Here is a 26489-nt window from a genome sequence, read left to right on the forward strand (position 1 = left end):
GCACCCAACATCACCGCGAAGAAACCTCGACATTCGGCTCATGGATGACCTTTGAACGAAAGCGCTTACCCGGCGCACCTCGAGTTTCTGCGCACGCTTTAGCAAAGAAGAGAGTTAATCCGAATATGCCCACCCGCTCGAAGATCATCTACACCTTCACCGACGAAGCCCCGGCCCTCGCCACCTATTCCCTGCTGCCTATCGTAGAAGCCTTCACCGCTTCGGCTGATATCGCCGTGGAAACCCGCGACATCTCCCTGGCCGGCCGCATCCTCGCCAGCTTCCCTGAGCAGTTGGGTGCCAAAGCGGTACCGGACCACCTCGCCGAACTGGGCGAACTGGCGGTCACTCCAGAAGCCAACATCATCAAGCTGCCGAACATCAGCGCCTCGGTACCGCAACTGCAAGCCGCGATCAAGGAACTGCAGGCCCAGGGCTACGCCCTGCCGGACTACCCGGAAACCGTGACCAGCGACGCCGACAAAGACGCCAAGGCGCGTTACGACAAGGTCAAGGGCAGCGCCGTGAACCCGGTCCTGCGTGAAGGCAACTCCGACCGCCGCGCTCCGCTGTCGGTGAAGAACTACGCGCGCAAGCACCCGCACAAGATGGGCGCCTGGGCCAAGGACTCCAAGTCTCACGTTGCCCACATGAGCAACGGCGACTTCTACGGCAGCGAAAAAGCCGCCCTGATCGAAGCCGCAGACAGCGTCAAGATCGAGCTGATCGCCCAAGACGGCACCGCCACCGTCCTGAAACAAAAGACCACCGTGCAAGCTGGTGAGATCCTCGACTGCGCCGTGATGAGCAAAAAGGCCCTGCGCGCCTTCATCGCCGCTGAAATCGAAGACGCCAAGAAACAAGGCGTACTGCTGTCTGTGCACCTCAAGGCCACCATGATGAAGGTCTCCGACCCGATCATGTTCGGCCAGATCGTTGCCGAGTTCTATCAGGACGCCCTGAGCAAGCACGCCGCCGTGCTGCAGGAAATCGGCTTCAACCTGAACAACGGCATTGGCGACCTGTACGCCCGCATCAAGGCCCTGCCAGCCGAGCAGCAAGCCGCGATCGAAGCCGACATCCAGGCGGTCTACGCTGCACGCCCTGCCCTGGCCATGGTCAACTCCGACAAAGGCATCACCAACCTGCACGTACCGAGCGACGTGATCGTCGACGCCTCGATGCCGGCCATGATCCGTGACTCCGGTAAGATGTGGGGCACCGACGGCCAACTGCACGACACCAAGGCCGTGATCCCGGACCGTTGCTACGCCACCATCTACCAGGCCGTAATCGAAGACTGCAAAGCCAATGGCGCGTTCGATCCGACCACCATGGGCAGCGTGCCAAACGTCGGCCTGATGGCGAAAAAAGCCGAAGAATACGGCTCCCACGACAAGACCTTCGAAATCAAGGCTGACGGCGTGGTTCGCGTGACCGACAGCCAAGGCAAGCTGCTGCTGGAGCAGAAAGTCGAAGCCGGCGACATCTTCCGCATGTGCCAGACCAAGGACGCGCCGATCCAGGACTGGGTCAAGCTCGCCGTCAACCGTGCCCGTGCCAGCAGCACCCCGGCGATTTTCTGGCTGGACCCGATGCGCGCCCACGACGGCGTGATGATCGAGAAAGTTCAGGCCTACCTGAAGGATCACGACACCAGCGATCTGGACATCCGCATCATGTCCCCGGTCGAAGCCATGAAGTTCACCCTGGCCCGCACCCGCGACGGCAAGGACACCATCTCGGTGACCGGCAACGTGCTGCGCGACTACCTGACCGACCTGTTCCCGATCATGGAGCTGGGCACCAGCGCCAAGATGCTGTCGATCGTGCCGCTGATGAATGGTGGTGGCCTGTTCGAAACCGGCGCCGGCGGTTCGGCTCCGAAGCATGTGCAACAGCTGCTGGAAGAGAACTTCCTGCGCTGGGATTCCCTGGGTGAGTTCCTGGCCCTGGCCGCCTCCCTGGAGCACCTGGGCAACACCTACAACAACCCGAAAGCCCTGGTACTGGCCAAGACCCTGGACCAGGCCACCGGCCAGTTCCTCGACAACAACAAGTCGCCATCGCGCAAAGTCGGCAACATCGACAACCGCGGCAGCCACTTCTACCTGGCGCTGTACTGGGCACAAGCCCTGGCCGCCCAGACCGAGGACGCTGCCCTGCAAGCGCAGTTCAGCCCTCTGGCCAAGACCCTGACCGAGAACGAAGCGACCATCGTCGCCGAGCTCAACGCCGTACAGGGCAAGCCCGTGGACATCGGCGGCTACTACAGCGCCAACCCTGAGCTGGTGAGCAAGGCCATGCGCCCGAGCGCCACCCTCAACGCGGCCATCGCTGCGCTGGTGTAAGCACGAGCGAACACACAAACCCCGGCCTAGCGCCGGGGTTTGTGCTTCTGGGCCCACTAGGAGCCTGCTTGCCGGTGAACGCCTCTACGCCGGACATGCGGCGCTCGCTTCGCCGGCAAGCCGGCTCCTACAATGCTTCCCCCTTATAAAGGAGTGCCTTTATGGAATGGCAACCCCATATCACTGTCGCCACCATCGTCGAGGACCAGGGCCGCTTCCTGTTCGTCGAGGAGTACTCGGGCGAACACGCCGTGCTCAACCAGCCCGCCGGGCACCTGGATGCCAATGAAAGTCTGCTCCAGGCGGCCATCCGCGAAACCCTGGAGGAAACCGGCTGGGACGTGGAGTTGACCGGCGTGGTCGGCATCTACCTGTACACCGCCCCCAGCAACGGCGTGACCTACCAGCGCGTGTGCTTTGCCGCCAAAGCGCTGCGCCATCATCCGGACTATCAGCTGGATGACGGCATCATCGGCCCGCGCTGGCTGAGCCGCGAGCAACTGCTGGAACAGCGCGCCCACTGGCGCAGCGAGCTGATCCTGCAATGCCTGGACGATTACCTGGACGGCCAGCTGCACAGCCTGGCGCTGATCCGACCAATGCTTTAACCGCAGTTTTAGCCTTGCAGGCCTCAGCCTGTTAGAATCGCGTCCTTTTTCAAGACACCCGTTGAATTCCTATGCGTGATCCAGCCTCTTCTGACACCCAAAAGAAACGCGTCATTGTCGGCATGTCCGGCGGCGTGGATTCTTCCGTTTCCGCCCTCCTGCTAATGGAACAGGGATACCAGGTGGAAGGCCTGTTCATGAAGAACTGGGAGGAAGACGACGGCACCGAATACTGCACCGCCATGGATGACCTGGCCGACGCCCAGGCCGTGTGCGACAAACTTGGCATCAAGCTGCACACCGCCAACTTCGCCGCCGAGTACTGGGACAACGTGTTCGAGCACTTCCTGGCCGAATACAAGGCCGGCCGCACGCCGAACCCGGACATCCTGTGCAACCGCGAAATCAAGTTCAAGGCGTTCCTCGACTACGCCATGATGCTCGGTGCCGACCTGATCGCTACCGGCCACTATGTACGCCGCCGCGACATCGACGGCCGCACCGAACTGCTCAAGGGCCTGGACCCGAACAAGGACCAGAGCTACTTCCTGCACGCCGTGGGCGGCGAGCAGATCGCCAAGACCCTGTTCCCGGTAGGCGAGCTGGAAAAACCCGAAGTGCGCGCCATCGCCGAGAAACATGACCTGGCCACCGCCAAGAAGAAAGACTCCACCGGCATCTGCTTTATCGGTGAGCGGCGCTTCAGCGACTTCCTCAAGCAATACCTGCCGGCCCAGCCCGGCGAGATCAAGACTACCGAAGGTGAAGTCATCGGCCGCCACCACGGCCTGATGTACCACACCATCGGCCAGCGCCAGGGCCTGGGCATCGGCGGCCTGAAAGACGCCGGCGAAGAACCGTGGTACGTGCTGATCAAGGACCTGGAGCACAACGAGCTGATCGTCGGCCAGGGCAACGACCATCCGTGGCTGTTCTCCCGCGCCCTGCTGGCTTCCGACATCTATTGGGTCAACCCCATCGACCTGAGCCAGCCACGGCGCCTGACCGCCAAGGTGCGCTACCGCCAGAGCGACCAGCCCTGCACCCTGGAGCGGACCGCCAACGGCTACCGCGCCACCTTCGACGATCCGCAGCGCGCGGTGACTCCCGGCCAGTCCGTGGTGTTCTACGACGGTGAAATCTGCCTCGGCGGCGGCGTGATCGAAGTGGCCGAACCCTGGAGCAGCAAGGACGTCCGCCCATGAGCCCGATTCAGGAGCAACTGACGGCGCTGGGCGGTGTATTCCTCGCAGCGGTGCTGGTGGACCGCATCGCCAAGACCGGCCAGGTCAGCGAGGCAGCCTTGAGCTGCATGCTCGGCAGCCTGCTGATCCGCGACCCGAAGGACACCCTGGAAGTCTACGGCGGCGACGACATCAACCTGCGCGAAGGCTATCGCGCCCTGATCGGCGCCCTGGAACGCGACCCCAGCACCCTGCAACGCGAGCCTTTGCGCTACGCGCTGTCGATGCTCGGCCTGGAGCGCCAGCTGGCCAAGCGCGACGACCTCCTGGAAACCATCGGCAAGCGTCTGCCGCAGATCCAGTCCCAGGTCGAACACTTCGGCCCGGCCCACGAAAACGTCATCGCCGCGTGCGGCGGGCTGTACCAGGACACCTTGAGCACCCTGCGCCAGCGCATCCAGGTGCACGGCGACATGCGCAACCTGCAGCAGCCGAGCAATGCCTCGAAGATCCGCGCGCTGTTGCTCGCCGGCATTCGCTCGGCGCGCCTGTGGCGCCAGCTGGGCGGCCATCGCTGGCAACTGGTGATCAGCCGGCGCAAATTGCTTAAAGAACTTTATCCGTTGATGCGCAGCAGCTGAGCTGCGCCTGACTTTTCAAGAGCTGCGCGTAAGACGCCGGTCAGTTGGCAACGGACCGGCGGATATTTTCATGTATGATACGCGCCCCATTTCGTTGCCCGACTGTCCGAGAACACCCCATGCAGCTCTCTTCGCTCACTGCGGTTTCCCCTGTTGACGGCCGCTACGCCGGCAAAACCCAGGCCCTGCGCCCCATTTTCAGCGAATACGGCCTGATCCGTGCTCGCGTCCTCGTTGAAGTGCGCTGGCTCCAGCGCCTGGCCGCCCACAGCGCCATCAGCGAAGTGCCGGCGTTCTCTGCCGAAGCCAACGCCGTCCTCAATGCCCTGGCAGAGAACTTCTCGCTGGAGCATGCCGAGCGCGTCAAAGAGATCGAGCGCACCACCAACCACGACGTCAAGGCCATCGAGTACCTGCTCAAGGAACAAGCCGCCAAGCTGCCTGAGCTGGCCAACGTCAGTGAATTCATCCACTTCGCCTGCACCAGCGAGGACATCAACAACCTGTCCCACGCCCTGATGCTGCGCGAAGGCCGTGATGAAGTGATGCTGCCGCTGATGCGCCAGACCGCCAACGCCATCCGCGAACTGGCGATCCGCTTCGCCGAAGTGCCGATGCTGTCGCGCACCCATGGTCAGCCGGCCTCGCCGACCACCCTGGGCAAGGAACTGGCCAACGTCGTGTACCGCCTGGAGCGCCAGATCGCTCAGGTCGCCGCCGTGCCACTGCTGGGCAAGATCAACGGCGCCGTGGGCAACTACAACGCCCACCTCTCGGCCTACCCGGACATCGACTGGGAAGCCAATGCCCGCGCCTTCATCGAAGACGAGCTGGGCCTAGCCTTCAACCCCTACACCACGCAGATCGAGCCGCACGACTACATCGCCGAGCTGTTCGATGCCATCGCCCGCTTCAACACCATCCTGATCGACTTCGATCGCGATATCTGGGGCTACATCTCCCTGGGCTACTTCAAGCAGCGCACCATTGCCGGCGAAATCGGTTCCTCGACCATGCCGCACAAGGTCAACCCGATCGACTTCGAGAACTCCGAAGGCAACCTGGGAATCGCCAACGCGCTGTTCCAGCACCTGGCGAGCAAGCTGCCGATTTCCCGCTGGCAGCGTGACCTGACCGACTCCACCGTGCTGCGCAACCTGGGCGTGGGCTTCGCTCACAGCGTGATCGCCTATGAAGCCAGCCTCAAGGGCATCAGCAAGCTGGAGCTCAATGCCCAGAAGATCGCTGAAGACCTGGACGCTTGCTGGGAAGTGCTGGCCGAGCCGATCCAGACCGTGATGCGTCGCTACAACATCGAAAACCCTTACGAAAAACTCAAAGAACTGACCCGCGGCAAGGGCATCAGCCCAGAAGCGTTGCAGACTTTCATCGACGGGCTGGACATGCCCGCCGCGGCCAAGGCCGAGCTCAAGCAGCTCACCCCGGCCAGCTACATCGGTAATGCTGCAGCCCAGGCCAAGCGCATCTGACCGACTGCTCGACCTTTTGACGCCCGGCCGCGCCGGGCGTTTTTATTCCTGCTAGAAAAGTACATTTTTTCAATAGGTTACACATGAATCCTGACATTCCTCTTCAACTTCTGGGCGGCATCACTGCACGGGAATTTCTGCGTGACTACTGGCAGAAGAAGCCCCTGCTGATCCGTCAGGCCCTGCCTGACTTCGAAAGCCCGATCGAACCCGACGAACTGGCCGGCCTGGCCCTGGAAGAAGAAGTCGAATCGCGCCTGGTGATCGAGAACGGCGAGCGCCCATGGGAATTGCGCCGCGGCCCATTCGCCGAAGACGAGTTCAGCAAGCTGCCGGAGCGCGACTGGACCTTGCTGGTGCAGGCCGTGGATCAGTTCGTCCCGGAAGTCGCCGAACTGCTGGAGCACTTCCGCTTCCTGCCGAGCTGGCGCATCGACGACGTGATGATCAGCTTCGCCGCGCCTGGCGGCAATGTCGGCCCGCACTTCGACAACTACGACGTGTTCCTGCTGCAAGGCCACGGCAAGCGCAACTGGAAGATCGGCCAGATGTGCGACTCCGAGAGCCCGCTGCTGCAGCACGCGGACCTGCGCATCCTCGCCGAATTCGAAGAGACCGAAAGCTGGGTCCTGGAGCCCGGCGACATGCTCTACCTGCCACCGCGCCTGGCCCACTACGGCGTTGCGATGAATGACTGCATGACCTACTCGGTCGGCTTCCGCGCCCCAAGCGCCGCTGAAGTACTGACCCACTTCACCGACTTCCTCGGCCAGTTCCTGCCGGACGAGGATCGCTACACCGACGCCGACGTACAGCCGGCCAGCGACCCGCACCAGATCCAGCAGGACGCCCTCGACCGTCTCAAGAGCTTGCTCGCCGAGCACATGAGCGACGAGCGCCTGCTGTTGACCTGGTTCGGCCAGTTCATGACCGAGCCCCGCTACCCGGAACTGGTGGTCGGCCCGGAACTGGAAGAAGACGACCTGCTGGGCAGCCTGGAACAGGGCGCGATCCTGATCCGCAACCCGAGCGCGCGCCTGGCCTGGTCGGAAGTGGATGAAGACCTGCTGCTGTTCGCCAGCGGCCAAAGCCGCCTGCTTCCCGGTAAACTGCGCGAGCTGCTGAAAATGATTTGCGCCGCCGATGCCCTGCATATCGACAACCTCGGCCACTGGCTGGCGGATGACGATGGGCGCGGCCTGTTGTGTGAACTGGTCAAGCAAGGGAGCCTGGGGTTTGCCGATGAATAAGATTCACGTACGTGTCGCAGACTGGCAAAAGGACAACGCCGAGATCCGGCGCATCCGTGAAGCAGTGTTCATTGCCGAGCAATCGGTTCCGCCCGAGCTGGAATGGGATGCCGACGACGACAGCGCCGTGCACTTCCTGGCTTTCGAGGGCGACTTCCCTATCGGCACCGCACGCCTGCTGCCTGACGGCCATGTGGGTCGTGTTTCGGTGCTCAAGGACTGGCGCGGCCTGAAGGTCGGCGATGCGCTGATGCGCGCCGTGATCGATGAAGCCGAGAAGCGCGGCCTGAAGCAGCAGATGCTCAGTGCCCAGGTCCAGGCCACGGCGTTCTACGAGCGCCTGGGCTTCGCCATCGTCAGCGAAGAATTCCTCGAAGCAGGCATTCCTCACGTCGACATGGTTCGCGGCGCCTGAGCGACTTGTCGCGCGCGGTAACGACCCGCTAAAACGCCCCGTCATCCCTCTTCCGGCAACTAAGCTGGAGACCAGGATGCCGGGGCGTTTTGCCATGCGCGATTCAACTTGCCCCACCCAAAGCCGACAAAGTGTCAAACTCAGGGCTTTACGCCAGCTACTCGCGGAGATAACGGATATGTCCCTACGCACCTTGCTCACGACGCTGCTGCTGACCTTCAGCTGTTCGGTCATGGCCGCCACCGAGATCGTGCCCCTCAACAACCGCACCAGTGCCGACCTGCTGCCGGTGGCGCAGAACTTTCTTGGCAAGGACGGCAAGGTCAGCGCCTATGGCAACCAACTGATCGTGAACGCCGAGCCGGGCAAGATCGCCGAACTGCGGGCGTTCATTGCGCAACTGGATACCGCGGCCAAGCGCCTGCTGATCACCGTCGACACCAATGAAAACAACTTCCAGGACAACCAGGGTTATTCGGTCAACGGCGTGCCGCAAACGCGCATCATCAATCGCAGCACCGAGAGCCGCGACGGCGGCATCCAGCAAGTCCAGGCCAGCGAAGGCGTGCCGGCATTGATCCAGGTCGGCCAGAGCGTCCCCCTGACCACCACCCAGACCGACCCCTACGGGCGCCTGCAGAACCAGACCCAGTACCGCAATGTCACCCAGGGGTTCTACGTCACCGCCAGCGTTACCGGCGAGACCGTGCACCTGAGCATCAGCACCAACCGTGACCGCATGAGCCAGGAACGCCCCGATGTAGTGAACGTGCAAAGCACCGACACAACGGTCAGCGGGCGCCTCGGCGAGTGGATCACCCTGGCCGGAGTGAATCGCCAGACTCAGGCCGACAAGCAGGGCCCGGGCCGCAGCTACTCGACTCAAGGTCGGGATGACATGACCTTGCGGGTCAAGGTCGACGCCCTGGACTAAAGCACCAAAAACTGACTGATTAGTCGTATTAGACCAAAGATGTAGTGCCACAAAAAAAGCACTACAAAACATTTGACGAGCCAAAAAACCGCGGGCATGATGGCCTCGCTCCCGCTAATCAGGGGCCCTGGCAAGGGCCTTCGGATCGTCGCTCTAACCTACCCACCTGAGCCGATTCGTGTCTGTACCGCCCACAAGGTGTGTTTGACGAGATTGCGACTGGAACGAAGTTGTCCCGAGGGACGGAAGCGTAATTAGGTAGATCGGCAACACACTGATGGAACGTACCAAGGCCCACGACGCCCGAATGCGCCCGCAGCTCGCCTTCACCTGCTCACTTTTCCCCTCGAGTCCATCGTTCACCCGTCGCCATCCCCGTCAGACCCGACTTGACCACCTAAGCTTCCTGGTCAGCGAGCAGCCTTCCACGCAACGTTACGAGGCGTGATCGGCGGAGCCGGAATTTTCCAACCAAGAACGACTTTTTACACAAGACGCGACGAGGTTTATCTCCATGGCACTGACACGCGAACAGCAAATTGCAGCCCTTGAAAAAGACTGGGCTGAAAACCCGCGCTGGAAAGGCGTGACTCGCACCTACTCCGCTGCCGACGTGGTCCGTCTGCGTGGCTCGGTTCAACCCGAGCACACCCTGGCACGCATGGGCGCCGAGAAGCTCTGGAACCTGGTCACCCAAGGTGCCAAGCCGTCCTTCCGTCCTGATAAAGATTTCGTCAACTGCATGGGCGCCCTGACCGGCGGCCAGGCTGTACAACAGGTCAAAGCCGGTATCCAGGCTATCTACCTGTCGGGCTGGCAAGTGGCTGCGGACAACAACTCCGCAGAATCCATGTACCCCGACCAGTCGCTGTACCCGGTGGACTCGGTTCCAACCGTGGTCAAGCGCATCAACAACTCGTTCCGTCGTGCCGACCAGATCCAGTGGAAAGCCGGCAAGAACCCGGGCGACGACGGCTACATCGACTACTTCGCCCCTATCGTGGCCGACGCTGAAGCCGGTTTCGGCGGCGTTCTGAACGCCTACGAGCTGATGAAGAGCATGATCGAAGCAGGCGCCGCTGGCGTTCACTTCGAAGACCAACTGGCTTCCGTGAAGAAATGCGGCCATATGGGCGGCAAAGTACTGGTACCCACCCAGGAAGCCGTACAGAAGCTGACCGCTGCCCGCCTGGCGGCCGACGTTGCCGGTGTACCGACCATCATCCTGGCCCGTACCGACGCCAACGCTGCCGACCTGCTGACTTCCGACTGCGACCCGTACGACCAGCCATTCGTGACTGGCACCCGTACCCAGGAAGGCTTCTACAAAGTGAAAGCCGGCCTGGACCAGGCAATCGCCCGCGGCCTGGCTTACGCTCCGTACGCCGACCTGATCTGGTGCGAAACCGCCAAGCCGGACCTGGACGAAGCCCGTCGCTTCGCTGAAGCGATCAAGAAGGAATACCCGGACCAGATCCTGTCGTACAACTGCTCGCCTTCCTTCAACTGGAAGAAAAACCTGGACGACGCGACCATCGCCAAGTTCCAGCGCGAACTGTCCGCCATGGGTTACAAGCACCAGTTCATCACCCTGGCGGGCATTCACAACATGTGGCACAGCATGTTCAACCTGGCGCACGACTACGCCCGCAATGACATGACTGCCTACGTGAAACTGCAAGAGCAAGAGTTCGCTGACGCCGCCAAAGGCTACACCTTCGTGGCTCACCAGCAGGAAGTGGGCACCGGCTACTTCGACGACATGACCACCGTGATCCAGGGTGGCTCGTCCTCGGTAACCGCTCTGACCGGCTCCACCGAAGAAGAGCAGTTCCATTGATTCCAGGCCTCGCGCCTTGATCGAGCGGCCAATGCGGGCCCGGTAAAAAACAACCGCATTGCTGTGAAACTGACGCCCCGACTGGTTCGGGGCGTTTTTTTTGCCCGCCCTTCCCGCAGGAGCCGGCGTGCTGGCGAAATGGGCTGTGTGCAATCCCCGCCCCTTCCGCCTTCACAACATTCGCCGGCAAGCCGGTGCCGCCAAAAAAAGCCGACGAAATATTGATCCAGAGCGGTGTCACCCGAAGTGAAACAGGTTAAAAGGTGCGCCCCTGCTACTTGCAGTAACAGAGATATAACAAGCAACTTTCCCACCCCACGAAGGAAAGCAGATTAAAACAACCTCCAAATAATATTGATTATCATTTAGAGGCTGTAACTTTCGTTACAGCAGGGACAAAACATAATTAACAAAACCTCCCCTAATGCCCGCAGGCTGCGGCTTACGGGGCTACAGGGGTGAGCTATGTCCTTATTACGATAAACAATTTCGCTTTAGAAATTTTACTTGCCCGGTGTTTAGCCATAAAATCAGCGCGATTGATTGCGCTGCGACATATCGTCACTGCTTTATTTCTTTATCAAGCTCAGAGACTCTTGCTCTCTGTTAAGGATTACCAGCATGCCCGAAGCGACAGGACTCATGGCCCACAACTGGGGCTTTGCCATTTTCCTTCTGGGTGTTGTCGGCCTTTGCGCCTTCATGCTCGGCGTCTCCAGCCTCCTCGGGTCAAAAGCCTGGGGCCGCAGCAAAAACGAACCGTTCGAGTCCGGCATGCTACCTACCGGTGGCGCCCGCTTGCGGCTCTCAGCCAAATTCTATCTGGTCGCGATGCTCTTCGTGATCTTCGATATCGAAGCCCTCTTTCTCTTTGCATGGTCTGTGTCCGTCCGCGAAAGCGGCTGGACCGGATTCGTCGAAGCTCTCGTTTTCATAGCAATTCTGTTGGCAGGTCTTGTCTACCTTTGGCGAGTGGGGGCTCTTGACTGGGCTCCGGAAGGTCGTCGTAAGCGGCAGGCGAAGCTAAAACAATGAGGCTTTGGCGATGCAATACAATCTCACCAGGATCGACCCCGATGCTCCTAACGATCAGTACCCGATCGGCGAACGGGAAACCGTTTCCGATCCGTTAGAGGATCAGGTCCACAAAAACATCTTCATGGGCAAGCTGGAAGACGTGCTGAGCGGCGCGGTCAACTGGGGGCGTAAAAACTCCCTGTGGCCGTACAACTTCGGCCTGTCCTGCTGCTACGTGGAAATGACCACCGCCTTCACGGCGCCCCACGACATCGCGCGCTTTGGCGCCGAGGTTATCCGGGCATCGCCGCGTCAGGCGGACTTCATGGTTATCGCCGGTACCTGCTTCATCAAGATGGCGCCGATCATCCAGCGTCTCTATGAGCAAATGCTCGAGCCTAAATGGGTTATCTCCATGGGTTCGTGCGCCAACTCCGGCGGCATGTACGACATCTACTCGGTAGTTCAGGGGGTGGACAAGTTCCTGCCCGTGGACGTCTACGTACCTGGCTGCCCGCCCCGCCCCGAAGCGTTCCTGCAAGGCCTGATGCTCTTGCAAGAATCCATTGGCCAGGAGCGTCGCCCACTTTCCTGGGTCGTCGGTGATCAAGGCGTGTACCGCGCCGAAATGCCGTCGCAAAAGGAGCAGCGCCGCGAACAGCGTATTCAGGTCACCAACCTGCGCAGCCCTGACGAAGTCTGATCCAGTTCTGTTCTGACCCAGAAACGAACCTGGCTTCACTCTTTACGTTGACCGAAAGCGATAAAAAACCATGACTACAGGCAGTGTTCTGTACATCCCGCCTTATAAGGCTGACGACCAGGATGTGGTCGTCGAACTCAATAACCGTTTTGGCCCCGAGGCGTTCACCGCCCAAGCCACCCGCACCGGCATGCCGGTGCTGTGGGTTACCCGCTCCAAACTCGTTGAAGTCCTGACTTTCCTGCGCAACCTGCCCAAGCCGTACGTCATGCTCTATGACCTGCATGGCGTGGACGAACGCCTGCGCACCAAGCGCCAGGGCCTGCCAGGTGCCGACTTCAGCGTGTTCTACCACTTGCTGTCGATCGAACGTAACAGCGACGTGATGATCAAGGTGGCCCTCAGCGAAGGCGACCTCAGCCTGCCCACCGTGACGGGCATCTGGCCCAACGCCAACTGGTACGAGCGTGAAGTCTGGGACATGTTCGGCATCGACTTTGCCGGCCACCCTCACCTCTCGCGGATCATGATGCCGCCGACCTGGGAAGGTCACCCGCTGCGCAAGGACTTCCCAGCCCGTGCCACCGAGTTCGATCCGTTCAGCCTGAACCTGGCCAAGCAGCAGCTGGAAGAGGAAGCCGCGCGCTTCCGTCCGGAAGACTGGGGCATGAAGCGTTCCGGCGCCAACGAGGACTACATGTTCCTCAACCTGGGCCCGAACCACCCTTCGGCCCACGGTGCCTTCCGTATCATCCTGCAGCTGGACGGCGAAGAGATCGTCGACTGCGTACCGGACATCGGCTACCACCACCGCGGTGCCGAGAAGATGGCCGAGCGTCAGTCCTGGCACAGTTTCATCCCCTACACCGACCGTATCGACTACCTGGGCGGGGTGATGAACAACCTGCCTTACGTGCTGTCGGTCGAGAAGCTGGCCGGCATCAAGGTGCCAGAGAAGGTCGACGTCATCCGCATCATGATGGCCGAGTTCTTCCGCATCACCAGCCACCTGCTGTTCCTGGGCACCTACATCCAGGACGTTGGCGCCATGACCCCGGTGTTCTTCACCTTCACCGACCGTCAGCGCGCCTACACCGTGATCGAAGCCATCACCGGTTTCCGCCTACACCCGGCCTGGTACCGCATCGGCGGCGTCGCCCACGATCTGCCCCGCGGCTGGGAAAAGCTGGTCAAGGACTTCGTCGAATGGCTGCCCAAGCGCCTCGACGAATACACCAAGGCTGCCTTGCAGAACAGCATCCTCAAGGGCCGGACCATCGGTGTCGCCGCCTACAACACCAAGGAAGCCCTGGAATGGGGCGTCACCGGTGCCGGCTTGCGTTCCACCGGTTGCGATTTCGACCTGCGTAAAGCGCGCCCCTACTCCGGCTACGAGAACTTCGAATTCGAAGTCCCGCTGGCCGCCAACGGCGACGCCTATGACCGCTGCATGGTTCGCGTCGAGGAGATGCGCCAGAGCATCAAGATCATCGACCAGTGCCTGCGCAACATGCCGGAAGGCCCGTACAAGGCGGATCACCCGCTGACCACGCCGCCGCCGAAAGAGCGCACCCTGCAGCACATCGAAACCTTGATCACGCACTTCCTGCAAGTTTCGTGGGGCCCGGTCATGCCGGCCAACGAATCCTTCCAGATGATCGAAGCGACCAAGGGCATCAACAGTTATTACCTGACGAGCGATGGCGGCACCATGAGCTACCGCACCCGGATCCGTACCCCAAGCTTCGCCCACCTGCAGCAGATCCCTTCGGTGATCCGCGGCAGCATGGTCGCGGACTTGATCGCGTACCTGGGTAGTATCGACTTCGTTATGGCCGACGTGGACCGCTAAGCATGAACAGCACGCTTATCCAGACAGACCGTTTCGCCCTGAGCGAAACCGAGCGCTCGGCCATCGAGCACGAGATGCATCACTACGAAGACCCGCGCGCGGCGTCGATCGAAGCCCTAAAGATCGTCCAGAAGGAACGTGGCTGGGTGCCTGACGGCGCGGTCTACGCCATCGGCGAAATCCTCGGCATCCCCGCCAGCGACGTTGAAGGCGTGGCAACGTTCTACAGCCAGATCTTCCGCCAGCCAGTGGGGCGCCACATCATTCGCGTCTGCGACAGCATGGTCTGCTACATCGGCGGCCACGAGTCCGTGGTCAGCCAGATCCAGAGCGAGCTGGGCATTGGCCTCGGCCAGACCACCGCCGACGGCCGCTTCACCCTGCTGCCGGTGTGCTGCCTGGGCAACTGCGACAAGGCCCCGGCGCTGATGATCGACGACGACACTTTCGGCGACGTACAGCCTGCTGGCGTGGCCAAACTGTTGGAGGGCTACGTATGACCCTGACCTCTTTCGGCCCTGCGAACCGCATTGCGCGCACCGCAGAAACCCACCCCCTGACCTGGCGCTTGCGCGACGACGGCGAGCCGGTATGGCTCGACGAGTACCAGGCCAAGAATGGCTATGCGGCAGCTCGCAAGGCCTTCGCCGACCTGTCTCAGGACGATATCGTCCAGACCGTGAAGGATGCCGGCCTCAAGGGTCGCGGCGGTGCGGGCTTCCCCACCGGCGTGAAGTGGGGCCTGATGCCCAAAGACGAATCCATGAACATCCGCTACCTGCTGTGCAACGCGGACGAAATGGAACCCAACACCTGGAAAGACCGCATGCTGATGGAGCAACTGCCCCATCTGCTGATCGAAGGCATGCTGATCAGTGCCCGCGCACTGAAGACCTACCGTGGCTACATCTTCCTGCGCGGCGAATACACCACCGCCGCCAAGCACCTGCGGCGCGCGGTGGAAGAAGCCAAGGCTGCTGGCCTTTTGGGCAAGAACATCCTGGGCAGCGGTTTCGATTTCGAGCTGTTCGTGCACACCGGTGCCGGACGCTACATCTGCGGTGAAGAAACCGCACTGATCAACTCCCTGGAAGGCCGTCGTGCCAACCCACGTTCCAAGCCGCCCTTCCCTGCCGCCGTAGGCGTGTGGGGCAAGCCGACTTGCGTGAACAACGTCGAGACCCTGTGCAACGTGCCGGCGATCATCGGCGACGGCGTGGAGTGGTACAAATCCCTGGCCCGCGAAGGCAGTGAAGACCACGGCACCAAGCTGATGGGCTTCTCCGGCAAAGTGAAGAACCCTGGCCTGTGGGAGCTGCCCTTCGGCGTGACCGCGCGCGAGCTGTTCGAGGACTACGCCGGCGGCATGCGCGATGGCTACAAGCTCAAGTGCTGGCAGCCCGGCGGCGCCGGTACCGGCTTCCTACTGCCGGAACACCTGGACGCGCAAATGTATGCCGGCGGCATCGCCAAAGTGGGCACCCGCATGGGTACCGGCCTGGCCATGGCGGTGGACGACAGCATCAACATGGTGTCGCTGCTGCGCAACATGGAGCAGTTCTTCGCCCGTGAATCCTGTGGCTTCTGCACCCCGTGCCGCGACGGCCTGCCATGGAGCGTCAAGCTGTTGATGGCCCTGGAAAAAGGCCAGGGCCAGCAAGGCGACATCGAGACCCTGCTGGGTCTGGTGGGTTTCCTTGGCCCAGGCAAGACCTTCTGTGCTCACGCACCGGGTGCCGTGGAGCCTTTGGGCAGTGCCATCAAGTATTTCCGTCCAGAGTTCGAAGCCGGCATCGCGCCCACCAGCGCCGCCGTCCCGCCTCTGGCCCGACCGATCGTAGTCGGCGCGTAACGCTTAAATGAGGGCGCAGGGTCCGTGCCCTGCGCTCGACGTGCGATGACGCCGTGAACGGCTGTGTTGATTCGCACGCATAACAAGATTCCATTAGCCACGCCCGCTGACACCGGGCCAACGAAGAACTTTGAACCATGGCCACTATCCACGTAGACGGCAAAGCGCTCGAAGTCGATGGGGCGGACAACCTGTTACAGGCTTGTCTGTCACTAGGCCTCGACATTCCTTATTTCTGCTGGCACCCCGCTCTCGGTAGCGTCGGTGCCTGTCGCCAATGCGCGGTCAAGCAATACACCGACGAGAACGACACCCGTGGTCGTATCGTCATGTCCTGCATGACCCCGGCCACCGACAACACCTGGATCTCCATCGACGATGAAGAATCCAAGGCGTTCCGCGCCAGTGTGGTCGAATGGCTGATGACCAACCACCCGCACGACTGCCCGGTGTGCGAGGAAGGCGGCCACTGCCACCTGCAAGACATGACGGTGATGACCGGCCACAACGAGCGCCGTTATCGCTTCACCAAGCGCACCCACCAGAACCAGGACCTCGGCCCGTTCATTTCCCACGAGATGAACCGCTGCATCGCCTGCTACCGCTGCGTACGCTTCTACAAGGACTACGCCGGCGGCACCGACCTGGGTGTCTACGGCGCCCACGACAACGTGTACTTCGGTCGCGTTGAAGACGGCACCCTGGAAAGCGAGTTCTCCGGCAACCTCACCGAGGTCTGCCCGACCGGTGTGTTCACCGACAAGACTCACTCCGAACGCTACAACCGCAAGTGGGACATGCAGTTCTCGCCGAGCATCTGCCATGGCTGCTCCAGCGGCTGCAACATCTCCCCGGGCGAGCGCTACGGCGAACTGCGCCGCATCGAGAACCGCTTCAACGGCTCGGTAAACCAGTACTTCCTCTGCGACCGTGGCCGCTTCGGTTATGGCTACGTCAACCGCAAGGACCGTCCACGCCAGCCACGCCTGGCCGATGGCACCCAGCTGACCCTGGACCAGGCCCTGGACCAGGCCGCCGACCTGCTGCGCGGTCGCAACATCGTGGGTATCGGCTCGCCTCGCGCCAGCCTGGAAAGCAACTACGCGTTGCGTGAGCTGGTAGGTGCCGAGCACTTCTACTCCGGTATCGAAGCGTCCGAGCTGGAGCGTATCCACCTGGTTCTGCAGGTGCTGAACGACAGCCCGCTGCCCGTTCCGAACATGCGCGAGATCGAAGACCACGATGCGATCTTCGTCCTTGGCGAAGACCTGACCCAGACCGCTGCCCGCATGGCCCTGGCCCTGCGCCAGTCGGTCAAGGGCAAGGCCGAGGAAATGGCCGATGCCATGCGCGTCCAGCCTTGGCTCGACGCCGCGGTGAAGAACATCGGCCAGCACGCGCTGAACCCGTTGTTCATCGCCAGCCTCGCTGAAACCAAGCTCGACGACGTGGCCGAGGAGTGTGTACACGCCGCTCCCGACGACCTGGCGCGCATCGGTTTCGCCGTGGCCCACGCCATCGACGCCAGCGCCCCTGCGGTGGAAGGCCTGGACAACGAAGCCCTGGAACTGGCCAAGCGCATTGCCGACGCCCTGCTGGCGGCCAAGCGCCCACTGATCATTTCCGGCACTTCGCTGGGTTCCAAGGCGCTGATCGAAGCAGCAGCCAACATCGCCAAGGCGTTGAAGCTGCGCGACAAAGCCGGCTCCATCAGCCTGATCGTTCCAGAAGCCAACAGCCTCGGCCTGGCCATGCTCGGCGGCGAATCCCTGGACGCTGCCCTGCAAGCGGTAGTCGACGGAAAAGCCGACGCCATCGTGGTGCTGGAAAACGACCTGTACACCCGCACCGACGCAGCCAAGGTGGACGCGGCGCTGAATGCAGCCAAGGTGGTGATCGTGGCCGATCATCAACAAACCGCCACCGTCGAGCGCGCGCACCTGGTGCTGTCGGCGGCCAGCTTCGCCGAAGGCGACGGCACCCTGGTCAGCCAGGAAGGTCGTGCCCAGCGCTTCTTCCAGGTCTTCGACCCGACCTACCTGGACGCCAGCATCATGGTCCACGAAGGTTGGCGCTGGCTGCATGCCCTGCGCAGTACCCTGCTGAACAAGCCAGTGGACTGGACCCAGCTGGACCACGTGACCGCCGCCTGCGCCGCGAGCACCCCGCAACTGGCCAGCATCGTCGATGCCGCACCTTCCGCAGCATTCCGCATCAAAGGCCTGAAACTGGCCCGCGAACCGCTGCGCTACAGCGGCCGTACCGCCATGCGCGCCAACCAGAGCGTGCACGAACCGCGTACCTCGCAAGACCCGGATACCGCCTTCGCCTACTCCATGGAAGGTTACTCGGGCTCCGCCGAACCGCGCTCGCAAGTGCCATTCGCCTGGTCTCCGGGCTGGAACTCGCCGCAAGCCTGGAACAAGTTCCAGGACGAAGTCGGCGGCCACCTGCGTGCCGGTGACCCGGGTACACGCCTGATCGAAAGCCAGGGCGACCGCCTCAACTGGTTCGCCAGCGTACCGCGGGCCTTCTCTCCGGCTCAGGGCACCTGGCAAGCGGTGCCGTTCTACCACCTGTTCGGCAGCGAAGAGAACTCTTCGAAAGCCGCTCCGGTGCAGGAACGCATTCCGGCTGCCTACGTGGCCCTGGCCAAGTCCGAAGCCGATCGCCTGGGCGTCAACGACGGAGCCCTGCTCGCCGTGAACGTAGCCGGCCAGACCCTGCGTCTGCCACTGCGCATCAACGAAGAACTGGGCGCTGGCCTGGTGGGCCTGCCTGCCGGTCTGGCGGGCATTCCGCCGGCAATCTTTGGCAAATCCGTTGACGGTCTGCAGGAGGCGGCGCAATGAGTTGGTTTACCCCTGAAGTGATCGACGTGATCCTGACGGTCGTCAAGGCCATCGTGATCCTGCTGGCCGTGGTGGTCGCCGGTGCGCTGCTGAGCTTCGTCGAACGTCGCCTGCTGGGCTGGTGGCAGGACCGTTACGGTCCGAACCGCGTTGGCCCGTTCGGCATGTTCCAGATCGCCGCCGACATGCTGAAGATGTTCTTCAAGGAAGACTGGACGCCACCGTTTGCCGACAAGGTGATCTTCACCCTGGCACCGGTGGTCGCCATGTCCGCCCTGCTGATCGCCTTCGCGATCATCCCGATCACCCCGACCTGGGGCGTCGCGGACCTGAACATCGGCCTGCTGTTCTTCTTCGCCATGGCCGGCCTGTCGGTCTACGCGGTGCTGTTCGCCGGCTGGTCGAGTAACAACAAGTTCGCCCTGCTGGGCAGCTTGCGGGCCTCGGCGCAGACCGTGTCCTACGAAGTGTTCATGGGCCTGGCGCTGATGGGCATCGTGGCTCAGGTTGGTTCGTTCAACATGCGCGACATCGTCGAGTACCAGGCGCAGAACCTGTGGTTCATCATTCCGCAGTTCTTCGGCTTCTGTACCTTCTTCATCGCTGGCGTGGCCGTGACTCACCGTCACCCGTTCGACCAGCCGGAAGCGGAACAGGAACTGGCCGACGGTTACCACATTGAATACGCCGGCATGAAATGGGGCATGTTCTTCGTTGGCGAGTACATCGGCATCATCTTGATCTCGGCACTGCTGGTCACCCTGTTCTTCGGTGGCTGGCACGGTCCGTTCGGCATCCTGCCGCAACTGTCCTTCGTCTGGTTCGCCCTGAAGACCGCGTTCTTCATCATGCTGTTCATCCTGCTGCGCGCCTCTATCCCGCGCCCGCGCTATGACCAGGTGATGGACTTCAGCTGGAAATTCTGCCTGCCGCTGACCCTGATCAATTTGCTGGTGACCGCTGCGGTTGTGTTGTTGAACACGCCTGCGGGCGCGGTTCAGTGAGGATTTGACCCATGTTCAAATATATTGGCGACATCGTTAAGGGTACTGGTACCCAGTTGCGCAGCCTGGTCATGGTCTTCGGCCATGGCTTTCGCAAGCGCGACACCCTGCAATACCCCGAAGAGCCGGTGTACCTGCCGCCACGCTACCGTGGCCGTATCGTCCTGACTCGCGACCCCGACGGCGAAGAACGTTGCGTTGCCTGCAACCTGTGCGCCGTGGCCTGCCCGGTGGGTTGCATCTCGCTGCAGAAAGCTGAAACGGAAGACGGTCGCTGGTACCCGGAGTTCTTCCGCATCAACTTCTCGCGCTGCATTTTCTGCGGCCTCTGCGAGGAAGCCTGCCCGACCACCGCGATCCAGCTGACACCGGATTTCGAGATGGCCGAGTTCAAACGTCAGGACCTGGTTTACGAGAAAGAAGATCTCTTGATCTCCGGTCCCGGAAAGAACCCTGACTACAACTTCTATCGTGTTGCAGGTATGGCCATTGCCGGTAAGCCAAAAGGCTCCGCGCAGAACGAAGCCGAGCCGATCAACGTGAAGAGCTTGCTGCCTTAAGGAAGAACGATGGAATTCGCTTTCTATTTCGCATCAGGTGTTGCCGTTGTTTCCACGCTGCGCGTGGTCACCAACACCAACCCTGTGCACGCCCTGCTCTACCTGATCATTTCGTTGATCGCCGTGGCCATGACCTTCTTCAGCCTCGGCGCGCCGTTTGCCGGCGCCCTGGAAGTGATCGCCTACGCCGGCGCCATCATGGTGCTGTTCGTGTTCGTGGTGATGATGCTGAACCTCGGCCCGGCCGCGGCTCAGCAAGAGCGCATCTGGCTCACGCCCGGCATCTGGATCGGCCCGGTGATTCTTGCCGCGCTGCTGCTGGCTGAACTGCTGTACGTACTGTTCAGCCACCAGAGCGGTGCCGGCATCGGTCAAACCACCGTCGGCGCCAAGGCCGTGGGCATCAGCCTGTTCGGCCCTTACCTGCTGGTGGTCGAACTCGCCTCGATGCTGCTGCTCGCCGCAGCCGTCACGGCGTTCCACTTGGGCCGCAACGAGGCGAAGGAGTAATACGATGCCTACTATCTCTCTCGGTACTATCCCAATGGAACATGGCCTGGCGGTTGCCGGCATCCTGTTCTGCCTCGGCCTGGTCGGCCTGATGGTCCGCCGTAACATCCTCTTCGTGTTGATGAGCCTGGAAGTGATGATGAACGCCTCGGCATTGGCCTTCATCGTTGCGGGCGCCCGTTGGGCGCAGCCGGATGGACAAGTGATGTTCATCCTGGTGATCAGCCTGGCAGCCGCCGAGGCCAGTATTGGCCTGGCGATCCTGCTGCAGCTGTACCGCCGCTTCCACACTCTCGATATCGATGCAGCCAGCGAGATGCGCGGATGAACCTTCTCTTTCTGACTTTCGTATTCCCCCTGATCGGTTTCCTGTTGCTGTCGTTCTCCCGTGGACGCCTCTCGGAAAACCTCTCGGCCCTGATCGGTGTCGGCTCCATTGGCCTCTCGGCCATCGTTGCGGCCTACGTGATCTGGCAATTCAACGTCGCGCCACCAGCGGATGGCCACTACACCCAGGTGTTGTGGCAGTGGATGTCGGTGGACGGTTTCGCGCCGAACTTCGCCCTGTACCTGGATGGCCTGTCCGTGACCATGCTGGGTGTGGTGGTGGGCGTGGGCTTCCTGATCCACCTGTTCGCGTCCTGGTACATGCGTGGTGAAGCCGGCTACTCGCGCTTCTTCGCCTACACCAACCTGTTTATCGCCAGCATGCTGTTCCTGGTCCTGGGCGATAACCTGCTGTTCCTGTACTTCGGTTGGGAAGGCGTGGGCCTGTGCAGCTACCTGTTGATCGGTTTCTACTACAGCAACCGCAACAACGGTAACGCCGCGCTCAAGGCCTTTATCGTCACCCGGATCGGCGACGTGTTCATGGCCATCGGCCTGTTCATCCTGTTCCAGCAGGTGGGCACGCTGAACGTCCAGGAACTGCTGGTGCTGGCACCGCAGAAATTCCAGGCCGGCGACTTCTGGATCACCCTGGCGACCCTGATGCTGCTGGGTGGCGCCGTGGGTAAATCCGCGCAACTGCCACTGCAGACCTGGCTGGCGGACGCCATGGCTGGCCCTACCCCGGTTTCGGCACTGATCCACGCCGCGACCATGGTAACCGCCGGTGTCTACCTGATCGCCCGTACTCACGGCCTGTTCACCCTGGCGCCGGAAATCCTGCACCTGGTGGGCCTGGTAGGCGGCGTGACCCTGGTACTGGCCGGCTTCGCCGCGCTGGTGCAGACCGACATCAAGCGCATCCTCGCCTACTCCACCATGAGCCAGATCGGCTACATGTTCCTGGCCCTGGGCGTTGGCGCCTGGGACGGCGCGATCTTCCACCTGATGACCCACGCCTTCTTCAAGGCCCTGCTGTTCCTCGCTTCCGGTGCGGTGATCGTTGCCTGCCACCACGAGCAGAACATCTTCAAGATGGGCGGTCTGTGGAAGAAGCTGCCTCTGGCCTACGCCAGCTTCATCGTTGGCGGCGCGGCCCTCGCGGCCCTGCCGCTGGTGACCGCGGGCTTCTACTCCAAGGACGAGATCCTCTGGGAAGCCTTCGCCAGCGGCAACCATGGCCTGCTGTACGCCGGCCTGGTGGGTGCGTTCATGACCTCGCTGTACACCTTCCGCCTGATCTTCATCACCTTCCACGGTGAAGCCAAGACCGAAGCCCATGCCGGCCACGGGATCTCCCACTGGCTGCCGCTGGTGGTGCTGATCGTGCTGTCCACCGGGATCGGCGCGATGATCACTCCGCCCCTGCATGGTGTACTGCCGCTGAGCGCCGGCCATGCCGGTGGCGAAGCCAAGCACAGCCTGGAAATCGCTTCGGGCGCCATCGCCCTGGCCGGTATCCTGCTGGCCGCCCTGTTGTTCCTTGGCAAGCGTCGCGTTGTGACCGCCATCGCCAACAGCGGCATCGGGCGTCTGCTCTCGGCCTGGTGGTTCGCCGCCTGGGGCTTCGACTGGATCTACGACAAACTGTTCGTCAAGCCATACCTGGCCATCAGCCATGTACTGCGCAAGGACCCGCTCGATCAGACCATCGGTTTGATCCCGCGTATGGCCAAAGGGGGTCACAACACCCTGAGCCGTACCGAGACGGGTCAACTGCGTTGGTACGCCGCCTCGATGGCAGCCGGTGCCGTGCTGGTCATCGGCGCCATTGTGCTGGTAGCGGTCTGATATGAACCTTGCGAACTTGCGAAAGGAATTGAGCCCGTCATGATTCTGCCTTGGCTAATCCTGATCCCCTTCATCGGCGGCCTGCTGTGCTGGCTGGGTGAGCGCTTCGGCGCCACCCTCCCCCGCTGGATTGCGCTGTTGACCATGACCCTGGAACTCGCCCTCGGCCTCTGGCTGTGGGCCCACGGTAACTATTCATATGCTCCGGCGCCTGGCGTCGATCCGACTTGGGCCCTGGAGTTCAAGCACCAGTGGATTGAGCGCTTCGGCATCAACGTGCACCTGGCCCTCGACGGCCTGTCGCTGCTGATGATCCTGCTGACCGGTCTGCTGGGTATCCTCTCGGTACTCTGCTCCTGGAAAGAGATCCAGCGCCACGTGGGCTTCTTCCACCTGAACCTGATGTGGATCCTGGGCGGCGTGGTCGGCGTGTTCCTGGCGCTGGACCTGTTCATGTTCTTCTTCTTCTGGGAAATGATGCTGGTGCCGATGTACTTCCTCATCGCGCTCTGGGGTCACAGCTCGGCAGACGGCAAGAAAACCCGGATCTACGCGGCGACCAAGTTCTTCATCTTCACTCAGGCTTCCGGCCTGATCATGCTGGTGGCGATCCTGGGTCTGGTGCTGGTCAACTTCAACAACACCGGGGTCATCACCTTCGATTACGCCCAGTTGCTGAAGACCAAGATGTCCACCGCCACCGAGTACATCCTGATGCTCGGCTTCTTCATCGCCTTCGCGGTGAAGCTGCCCGTGGTGCCGTTCCACTCCTGGCTGCCTGACGCTCACGCCCAGGCACCGACCGCCGGCTCCGTGGACCTGGCGGGCATCCTGCTGAAGACAGCGGCCTACGGCCTGCTGCGTTTTGCCCTGCCACTGTTCCCCAACGCCTCGGCAGAGTTCGCACCGATCGCCATGACCCTGGGCCTGATCGGGATCTTCTACGGTGCCTTCCTGGCCTTCGCGCAAACCGACATCAAGCGCCTGATCGCCTTCTCCAGCGTTTCCCACATGGGCTTCGTGCTGATCGGGATCTACTCCGGCAGCCAGCAGGCCCTGCAGGGCGCGGTGATCCAGATGCTGGCCCACGGTGTTTCGGCAGCCGCGCTGTTTATCCTCAGCGGCCAGTTGTACGAACGCACCCACACCCGCGACATGCGCGAAATGGGCGGCCTGTGGTCGCGTATCGCCTACCTGCCGGCCATCAGCCTGTTCTTCGCGGCCGCGTCCCTGGGCCTGCCGGGCACCGGCAACTTCGTCGGCGAGTTCCTGATCCTGATCGGTACTTTCGTCAGCGCTCCATGGATCACCGCGATCGCGACTTCGGGCCTGGTGTTCGGTTCGGTCTACTCGCTGATCATGATCCACCGTGCCTACTTCGGCCCGTCCAAGTCGGACGCGGTGCTGCACGGCATGGATGCTCGCGAACTGATCATGGTGCTGGGACTGGCGGTGCTGCTGATCTACATCGGCGTCTACCCGCAACCGTTCCTCGATACCTCTGCCGCCACCATGCATGGCGTGCAGCAATGGCTCAGCACCGCCTTCACTCAACTCGCTTCGGCCCGGTAAGAGCGCTATGGACTTTACGATTCAACACTTTATAGCCCTGGCGCCGCTGCTGATCACCAGCGCCACCCTTGTGGTGGTGATGCTGGCGATCGCCTGGCGGCGCAACCACGCACAGACCTTCCTGCTGTCGGTGGCGGGTCTGAACCTGGCATTGCTGTCGATCTTCCCGGTGCTGAAAGTGGCACCCCTGGCGGTCACCCCGCTGTTGCAGATCGACCAGTTCGCCTGCCTGTACATGGCCCTGATCCTGGTAGCCACCCTGGCCTGCGTCACCCTGGCCCACGCCTACCTGGGCGACGGCAGCAGCGGTTACCCGGGCAACCGTGAAGAGCTGTACCTGCTGATCCTGCTGGCCGCCGCTGGCGGCCTGGTACTGGTCAGCGCGCAGAACCTGGCCGGCCTGTTCATCGGCCTGGAACTGCTCTCGGTACCTGTCTACGGCTTGGTGGCCTACGCCTTCTTCAACAAGCGCTCCCTGGAAGCCGGCATCAAGTACATGGTGCTGTCGGCCGCCGGTTCGGGCTTCCTGTTGTTCGGCATGGCCCTGCTCTACGCCGAAGCCGGCAGCCTGAGCTTCAGCGGTATCGGCCAGGCCCTGGCCGCCACCGGGCTGCCAAGCCCGCTGGCACAACTGGGCCTGGGCATGATGCTGATCGGCCTGGCCTTCAAGCTGTCGCTGGTTCCGTTCCACCTGTGGACCCCGGACGTCTACGAAGGCGCCCCGGCCCCGGTGGCCGCCTTCCTGGCAACCGCCAGCAAGGTGGCGGTGTTCGCGGTGCTGGTGCGTCTGTTCCAGCTCTCGCCAGTGGCCAGCAGCGGCGTCCTGAGCAACGTGCTGACCGTGATCGCCATTGCCTCGATCCTGGTGGGCAACCTGTTGGCGCTGACCCAGAGCAACCTCAAGCGTCTGCTGGGTTACTCGTCCATCGCTCACTTCGGTTACCTGCTGATCGCCCTGGTGGCAAGCAAGGGCCTGGCCATGGAAGCCATCGGCGTGTACCTGGTCACCTACGTGATCACCAGCCTTGGCGCCTTCGGCGTGATCACCCTAATGTCCTCGCCGTACAAAGGCCGTGACGCTGACGCGTTGTACGAGTACCGCGGCCTGTTCTGGCGCCGTCCGTACCTGACCGCCGTGCTCACCGTGATGATGCTGTCCCTGGCCGGCATCCCGCTGACCGCGGGCTTCATCGGCAAGTTCTACATCATCGCTACCGGTGTCGAAGCGCACCAATGGTGGCTGGTAGGTTCCCTGGTCATGGGCAGCGCCATCGGCGTCTTCTACTACCTGCGCGTGATGGTCACCCTGTACCTGATCGAGCCGAACCTGCGCCGCGTCGATGCCCAACTGCACTGGGAACAGAAAGCCGGTGGCGTCATGCTGCTGGCCATCGCGGTCCTGGCATTCTTCCTCGGCGTGTACCCACAGCCGCTGCTGACCCTGGTCCAGCACTCGGGCCTGGCCGGTTGATCGCTTAAGCTTCAGCGCAACACACAGAACGGCACCTTCGGGTGCCGTTTTGCGTTTCTGACCCCTGCCCTCCCCTCTTCCCCGTGAAACTCGGAATTGCCCTTCCTGCTGCATCGGCCTGGTCCGACATTCAGCCAAAGGCTGCCGGCATAAACTGTTGCCAGATCAAACGCGGCGCCCAGCGGCACTTGACCAAAGCTGTGGA

Annotated in this window: 22 protein-coding genes; all 22 read left to right on the plus strand. The window is 62.0% G+C overall.

What is annotated here, in order from left to right; genetic code table 11:
• The first annotated feature begins 125 nt into the window (after nt 1-125).
• The 22 genes from LXM55_RS20255 to nuoN all read left to right on the plus strand — a co-directional run bounded on the left by LXM55_RS20255 (nt 126) and on the right by nuoN (nt 26284).
• On the plus strand, nt 126-2351 hold the full coding sequence (locus LXM55_RS20255) for an NADP-dependent isocitrate dehydrogenase (protein WP_108545745.1): 2226 nt from the start codon (nt 126-128) through the stop codon (nt 2349-2351).
• A 161-nt stretch (nt 2352-2512) separates the two neighbouring features.
• Complete coding sequence (locus tag LXM55_RS20260) at nt 2513-2959, plus strand: NUDIX hydrolase (protein WP_108545746.1); 447 nt, start codon at nt 2513-2515, stop codon at nt 2957-2959.
• 71 nt (nt 2960-3030) lie between these two features.
• A complete protein-coding gene (gene mnmA, locus LXM55_RS20265) occupies nt 3031-4164 on the plus strand; it encodes a tRNA 2-thiouridine(34) synthase MnmA (RefSeq protein WP_108545747.1) in 1134 nt (377 codons plus the stop codon).
• Nucleotides 4161-4784, plus strand: a complete 624-nt coding sequence (gene hflD / locus LXM55_RS20270; protein ID WP_011062179.1) for a high frequency lysogenization protein HflD — start codon at nt 4161-4163, stop codon at nt 4782-4784. Before mnmA ends, hflD begins: the two co-directional genes overlap by 4 nt.
• 119 nt (nt 4785-4903) lie before the next feature.
• On the plus strand, nt 4904-6274 hold the full coding sequence (gene purB / locus LXM55_RS20275) for an adenylosuccinate lyase (RefSeq protein ID WP_019092906.1): 1371 nt from the start codon (nt 4904-4906) through the stop codon (nt 6272-6274).
• Between the two features lie 83 nt (nt 6275-6357).
• The gene (locus LXM55_RS20280) at nt 6358-7524 is read left to right on the plus strand and encodes a ribosomal protein uL16 3-hydroxylase (protein ID WP_233322016.1); all 1167 of its coding nucleotides are present in this window, start codon (nt 6358-6360) and stop codon (nt 7522-7524) included.
• Complete coding sequence (locus tag LXM55_RS20285; protein ID WP_233322017.1) at nt 7517-7939, plus strand: GNAT family N-acetyltransferase; 423 nt, start codon at nt 7517-7519, stop codon at nt 7937-7939. Before LXM55_RS20280 ends, LXM55_RS20285 begins: the two co-directional genes overlap by 8 nt.
• 178 nt (nt 7940-8117) lie before the next feature.
• Complete coding sequence (locus LXM55_RS20290) at nt 8118-8873, plus strand: secretin N-terminal domain-containing protein (RefSeq protein ID WP_233322018.1); 756 nt, start codon at nt 8118-8120, stop codon at nt 8871-8873.
• A 514-nt stretch (nt 8874-9387) separates the two neighbouring features.
• Nucleotides 9388-10713 carry an isocitrate lyase gene (gene aceA / locus LXM55_RS20295; RefSeq protein ID WP_011062184.1) on the plus strand — a complete coding sequence of 442 codons (1326 nt, stop codon included), beginning with the start codon at nt 9388-9390 and terminating at the stop codon, nt 10711-10713.
• A gap of 621 nt (nt 10714-11334) precedes the next feature.
• Nucleotides 11335-11748 (plus strand): NADH-quinone oxidoreductase subunit A, encoded by a 414-nt coding sequence (locus tag LXM55_RS20300; protein ID WP_011062185.1) that lies wholly within the window; start codon nt 11335-11337, stop codon nt 11746-11748.
• A 10-nt stretch (nt 11749-11758) separates the two neighbouring features.
• Nucleotides 11759-12433 (plus strand): NuoB/complex I 20 kDa subunit family protein, encoded by a 675-nt coding sequence (locus LXM55_RS20305; protein WP_011062186.1) that lies wholly within the window; start codon nt 11759-11761, stop codon nt 12431-12433.
• Nucleotides 12434-12503: 70 nt separating this feature from the next.
• Nucleotides 12504-14285 carry an NADH-quinone oxidoreductase subunit C/D gene (gene nuoC / locus LXM55_RS20310; protein WP_233322019.1) on the plus strand — a complete coding sequence of 594 codons (1782 nt, stop codon included), beginning with the start codon at nt 12504-12506 and terminating at the stop codon, nt 14283-14285.
• Between the two features lie 2 nt (nt 14286-14287).
• The gene (gene nuoE, locus LXM55_RS20315; RefSeq protein ID WP_011062188.1) at nt 14288-14785 is read left to right on the plus strand and encodes an NADH-quinone oxidoreductase subunit NuoE; all 498 of its coding nucleotides are present in this window, start codon (nt 14288-14290) and stop codon (nt 14783-14785) included.
• Complete coding sequence (nuoF, locus tag LXM55_RS20320; protein WP_233322020.1) at nt 14782-16137, plus strand: NADH-quinone oxidoreductase subunit NuoF; 1356 nt, start codon at nt 14782-14784, stop codon at nt 16135-16137. The genes nuoE and nuoF overlap by 4 nt, the downstream gene beginning before the upstream one ends.
• Before the next feature lie 137 nt (nt 16138-16274).
• Nucleotides 16275-18989: an NADH-quinone oxidoreductase subunit NuoG gene (gene nuoG / locus LXM55_RS20325; RefSeq protein ID WP_233322021.1), complete on the plus strand. Its 2715-nt coding sequence runs from the start codon at nt 16275-16277 to the stop codon at nt 18987-18989.
• Entirely contained in the window at nt 18986-19993 is a 1008-nt protein-coding gene (gene nuoH / locus LXM55_RS20330) for an NADH-quinone oxidoreductase subunit NuoH (RefSeq protein ID WP_233322022.1), read from the plus strand. Before nuoG ends, nuoH begins: the two co-directional genes overlap by 4 nt.
• 11 nt (nt 19994-20004) lie before the next feature.
• Nucleotides 20005-20553 (plus strand): NADH-quinone oxidoreductase subunit NuoI, encoded by a 549-nt coding sequence (nuoI, locus tag LXM55_RS20335; RefSeq protein WP_016964782.1) that lies wholly within the window; start codon nt 20005-20007, stop codon nt 20551-20553.
• Nucleotides 20554-20562: 9 nt separating this feature from the next.
• Nucleotides 20563-21063, plus strand: coding sequence for an NADH-quinone oxidoreductase subunit J (gene nuoJ, locus LXM55_RS20340; RefSeq protein WP_233322023.1), 501 nt, complete (start codon nt 20563-20565; stop codon nt 21061-21063).
• A gap of 4 nt (nt 21064-21067) precedes the next feature.
• On the plus strand, nt 21068-21391 hold the full coding sequence (gene nuoK, locus LXM55_RS20345; RefSeq protein ID WP_011062193.1) for an NADH-quinone oxidoreductase subunit NuoK: 324 nt from the start codon (nt 21068-21070) through the stop codon (nt 21389-21391).
• On the plus strand, nt 21388-23241 hold the full coding sequence (gene nuoL, locus LXM55_RS20350; RefSeq protein ID WP_233322024.1) for an NADH-quinone oxidoreductase subunit L: 1854 nt from the start codon (nt 21388-21390) through the stop codon (nt 23239-23241). The genes nuoK and nuoL overlap by 4 nt, the downstream gene beginning before the upstream one ends.
• A gap of 39 nt (nt 23242-23280) precedes the next feature.
• A complete protein-coding gene (gene nuoM, locus LXM55_RS20355) occupies nt 23281-24813 on the plus strand; it encodes an NADH-quinone oxidoreductase subunit M (RefSeq protein ID WP_233322025.1) in 1533 nt (510 codons plus the stop codon).
• Nucleotides 24814-24820: 7 nt separating this feature from the next.
• On the plus strand, nt 24821-26284 hold the full coding sequence (gene nuoN, locus LXM55_RS20360) for an NADH-quinone oxidoreductase subunit NuoN (protein ID WP_015636299.1): 1464 nt from the start codon (nt 24821-24823) through the stop codon (nt 26282-26284).
• The last annotated feature ends 205 nt before the right edge of the window (nt 26285-26489 follow it).

The sequence above is a fragment of the Pseudomonas sp. Au-Pse12 genome, assembly GCF_021341665.1.
Lineage (GTDB): Bacteria > Pseudomonadota > Gammaproteobacteria > Pseudomonadales > Pseudomonadaceae > Aquipseudomonas.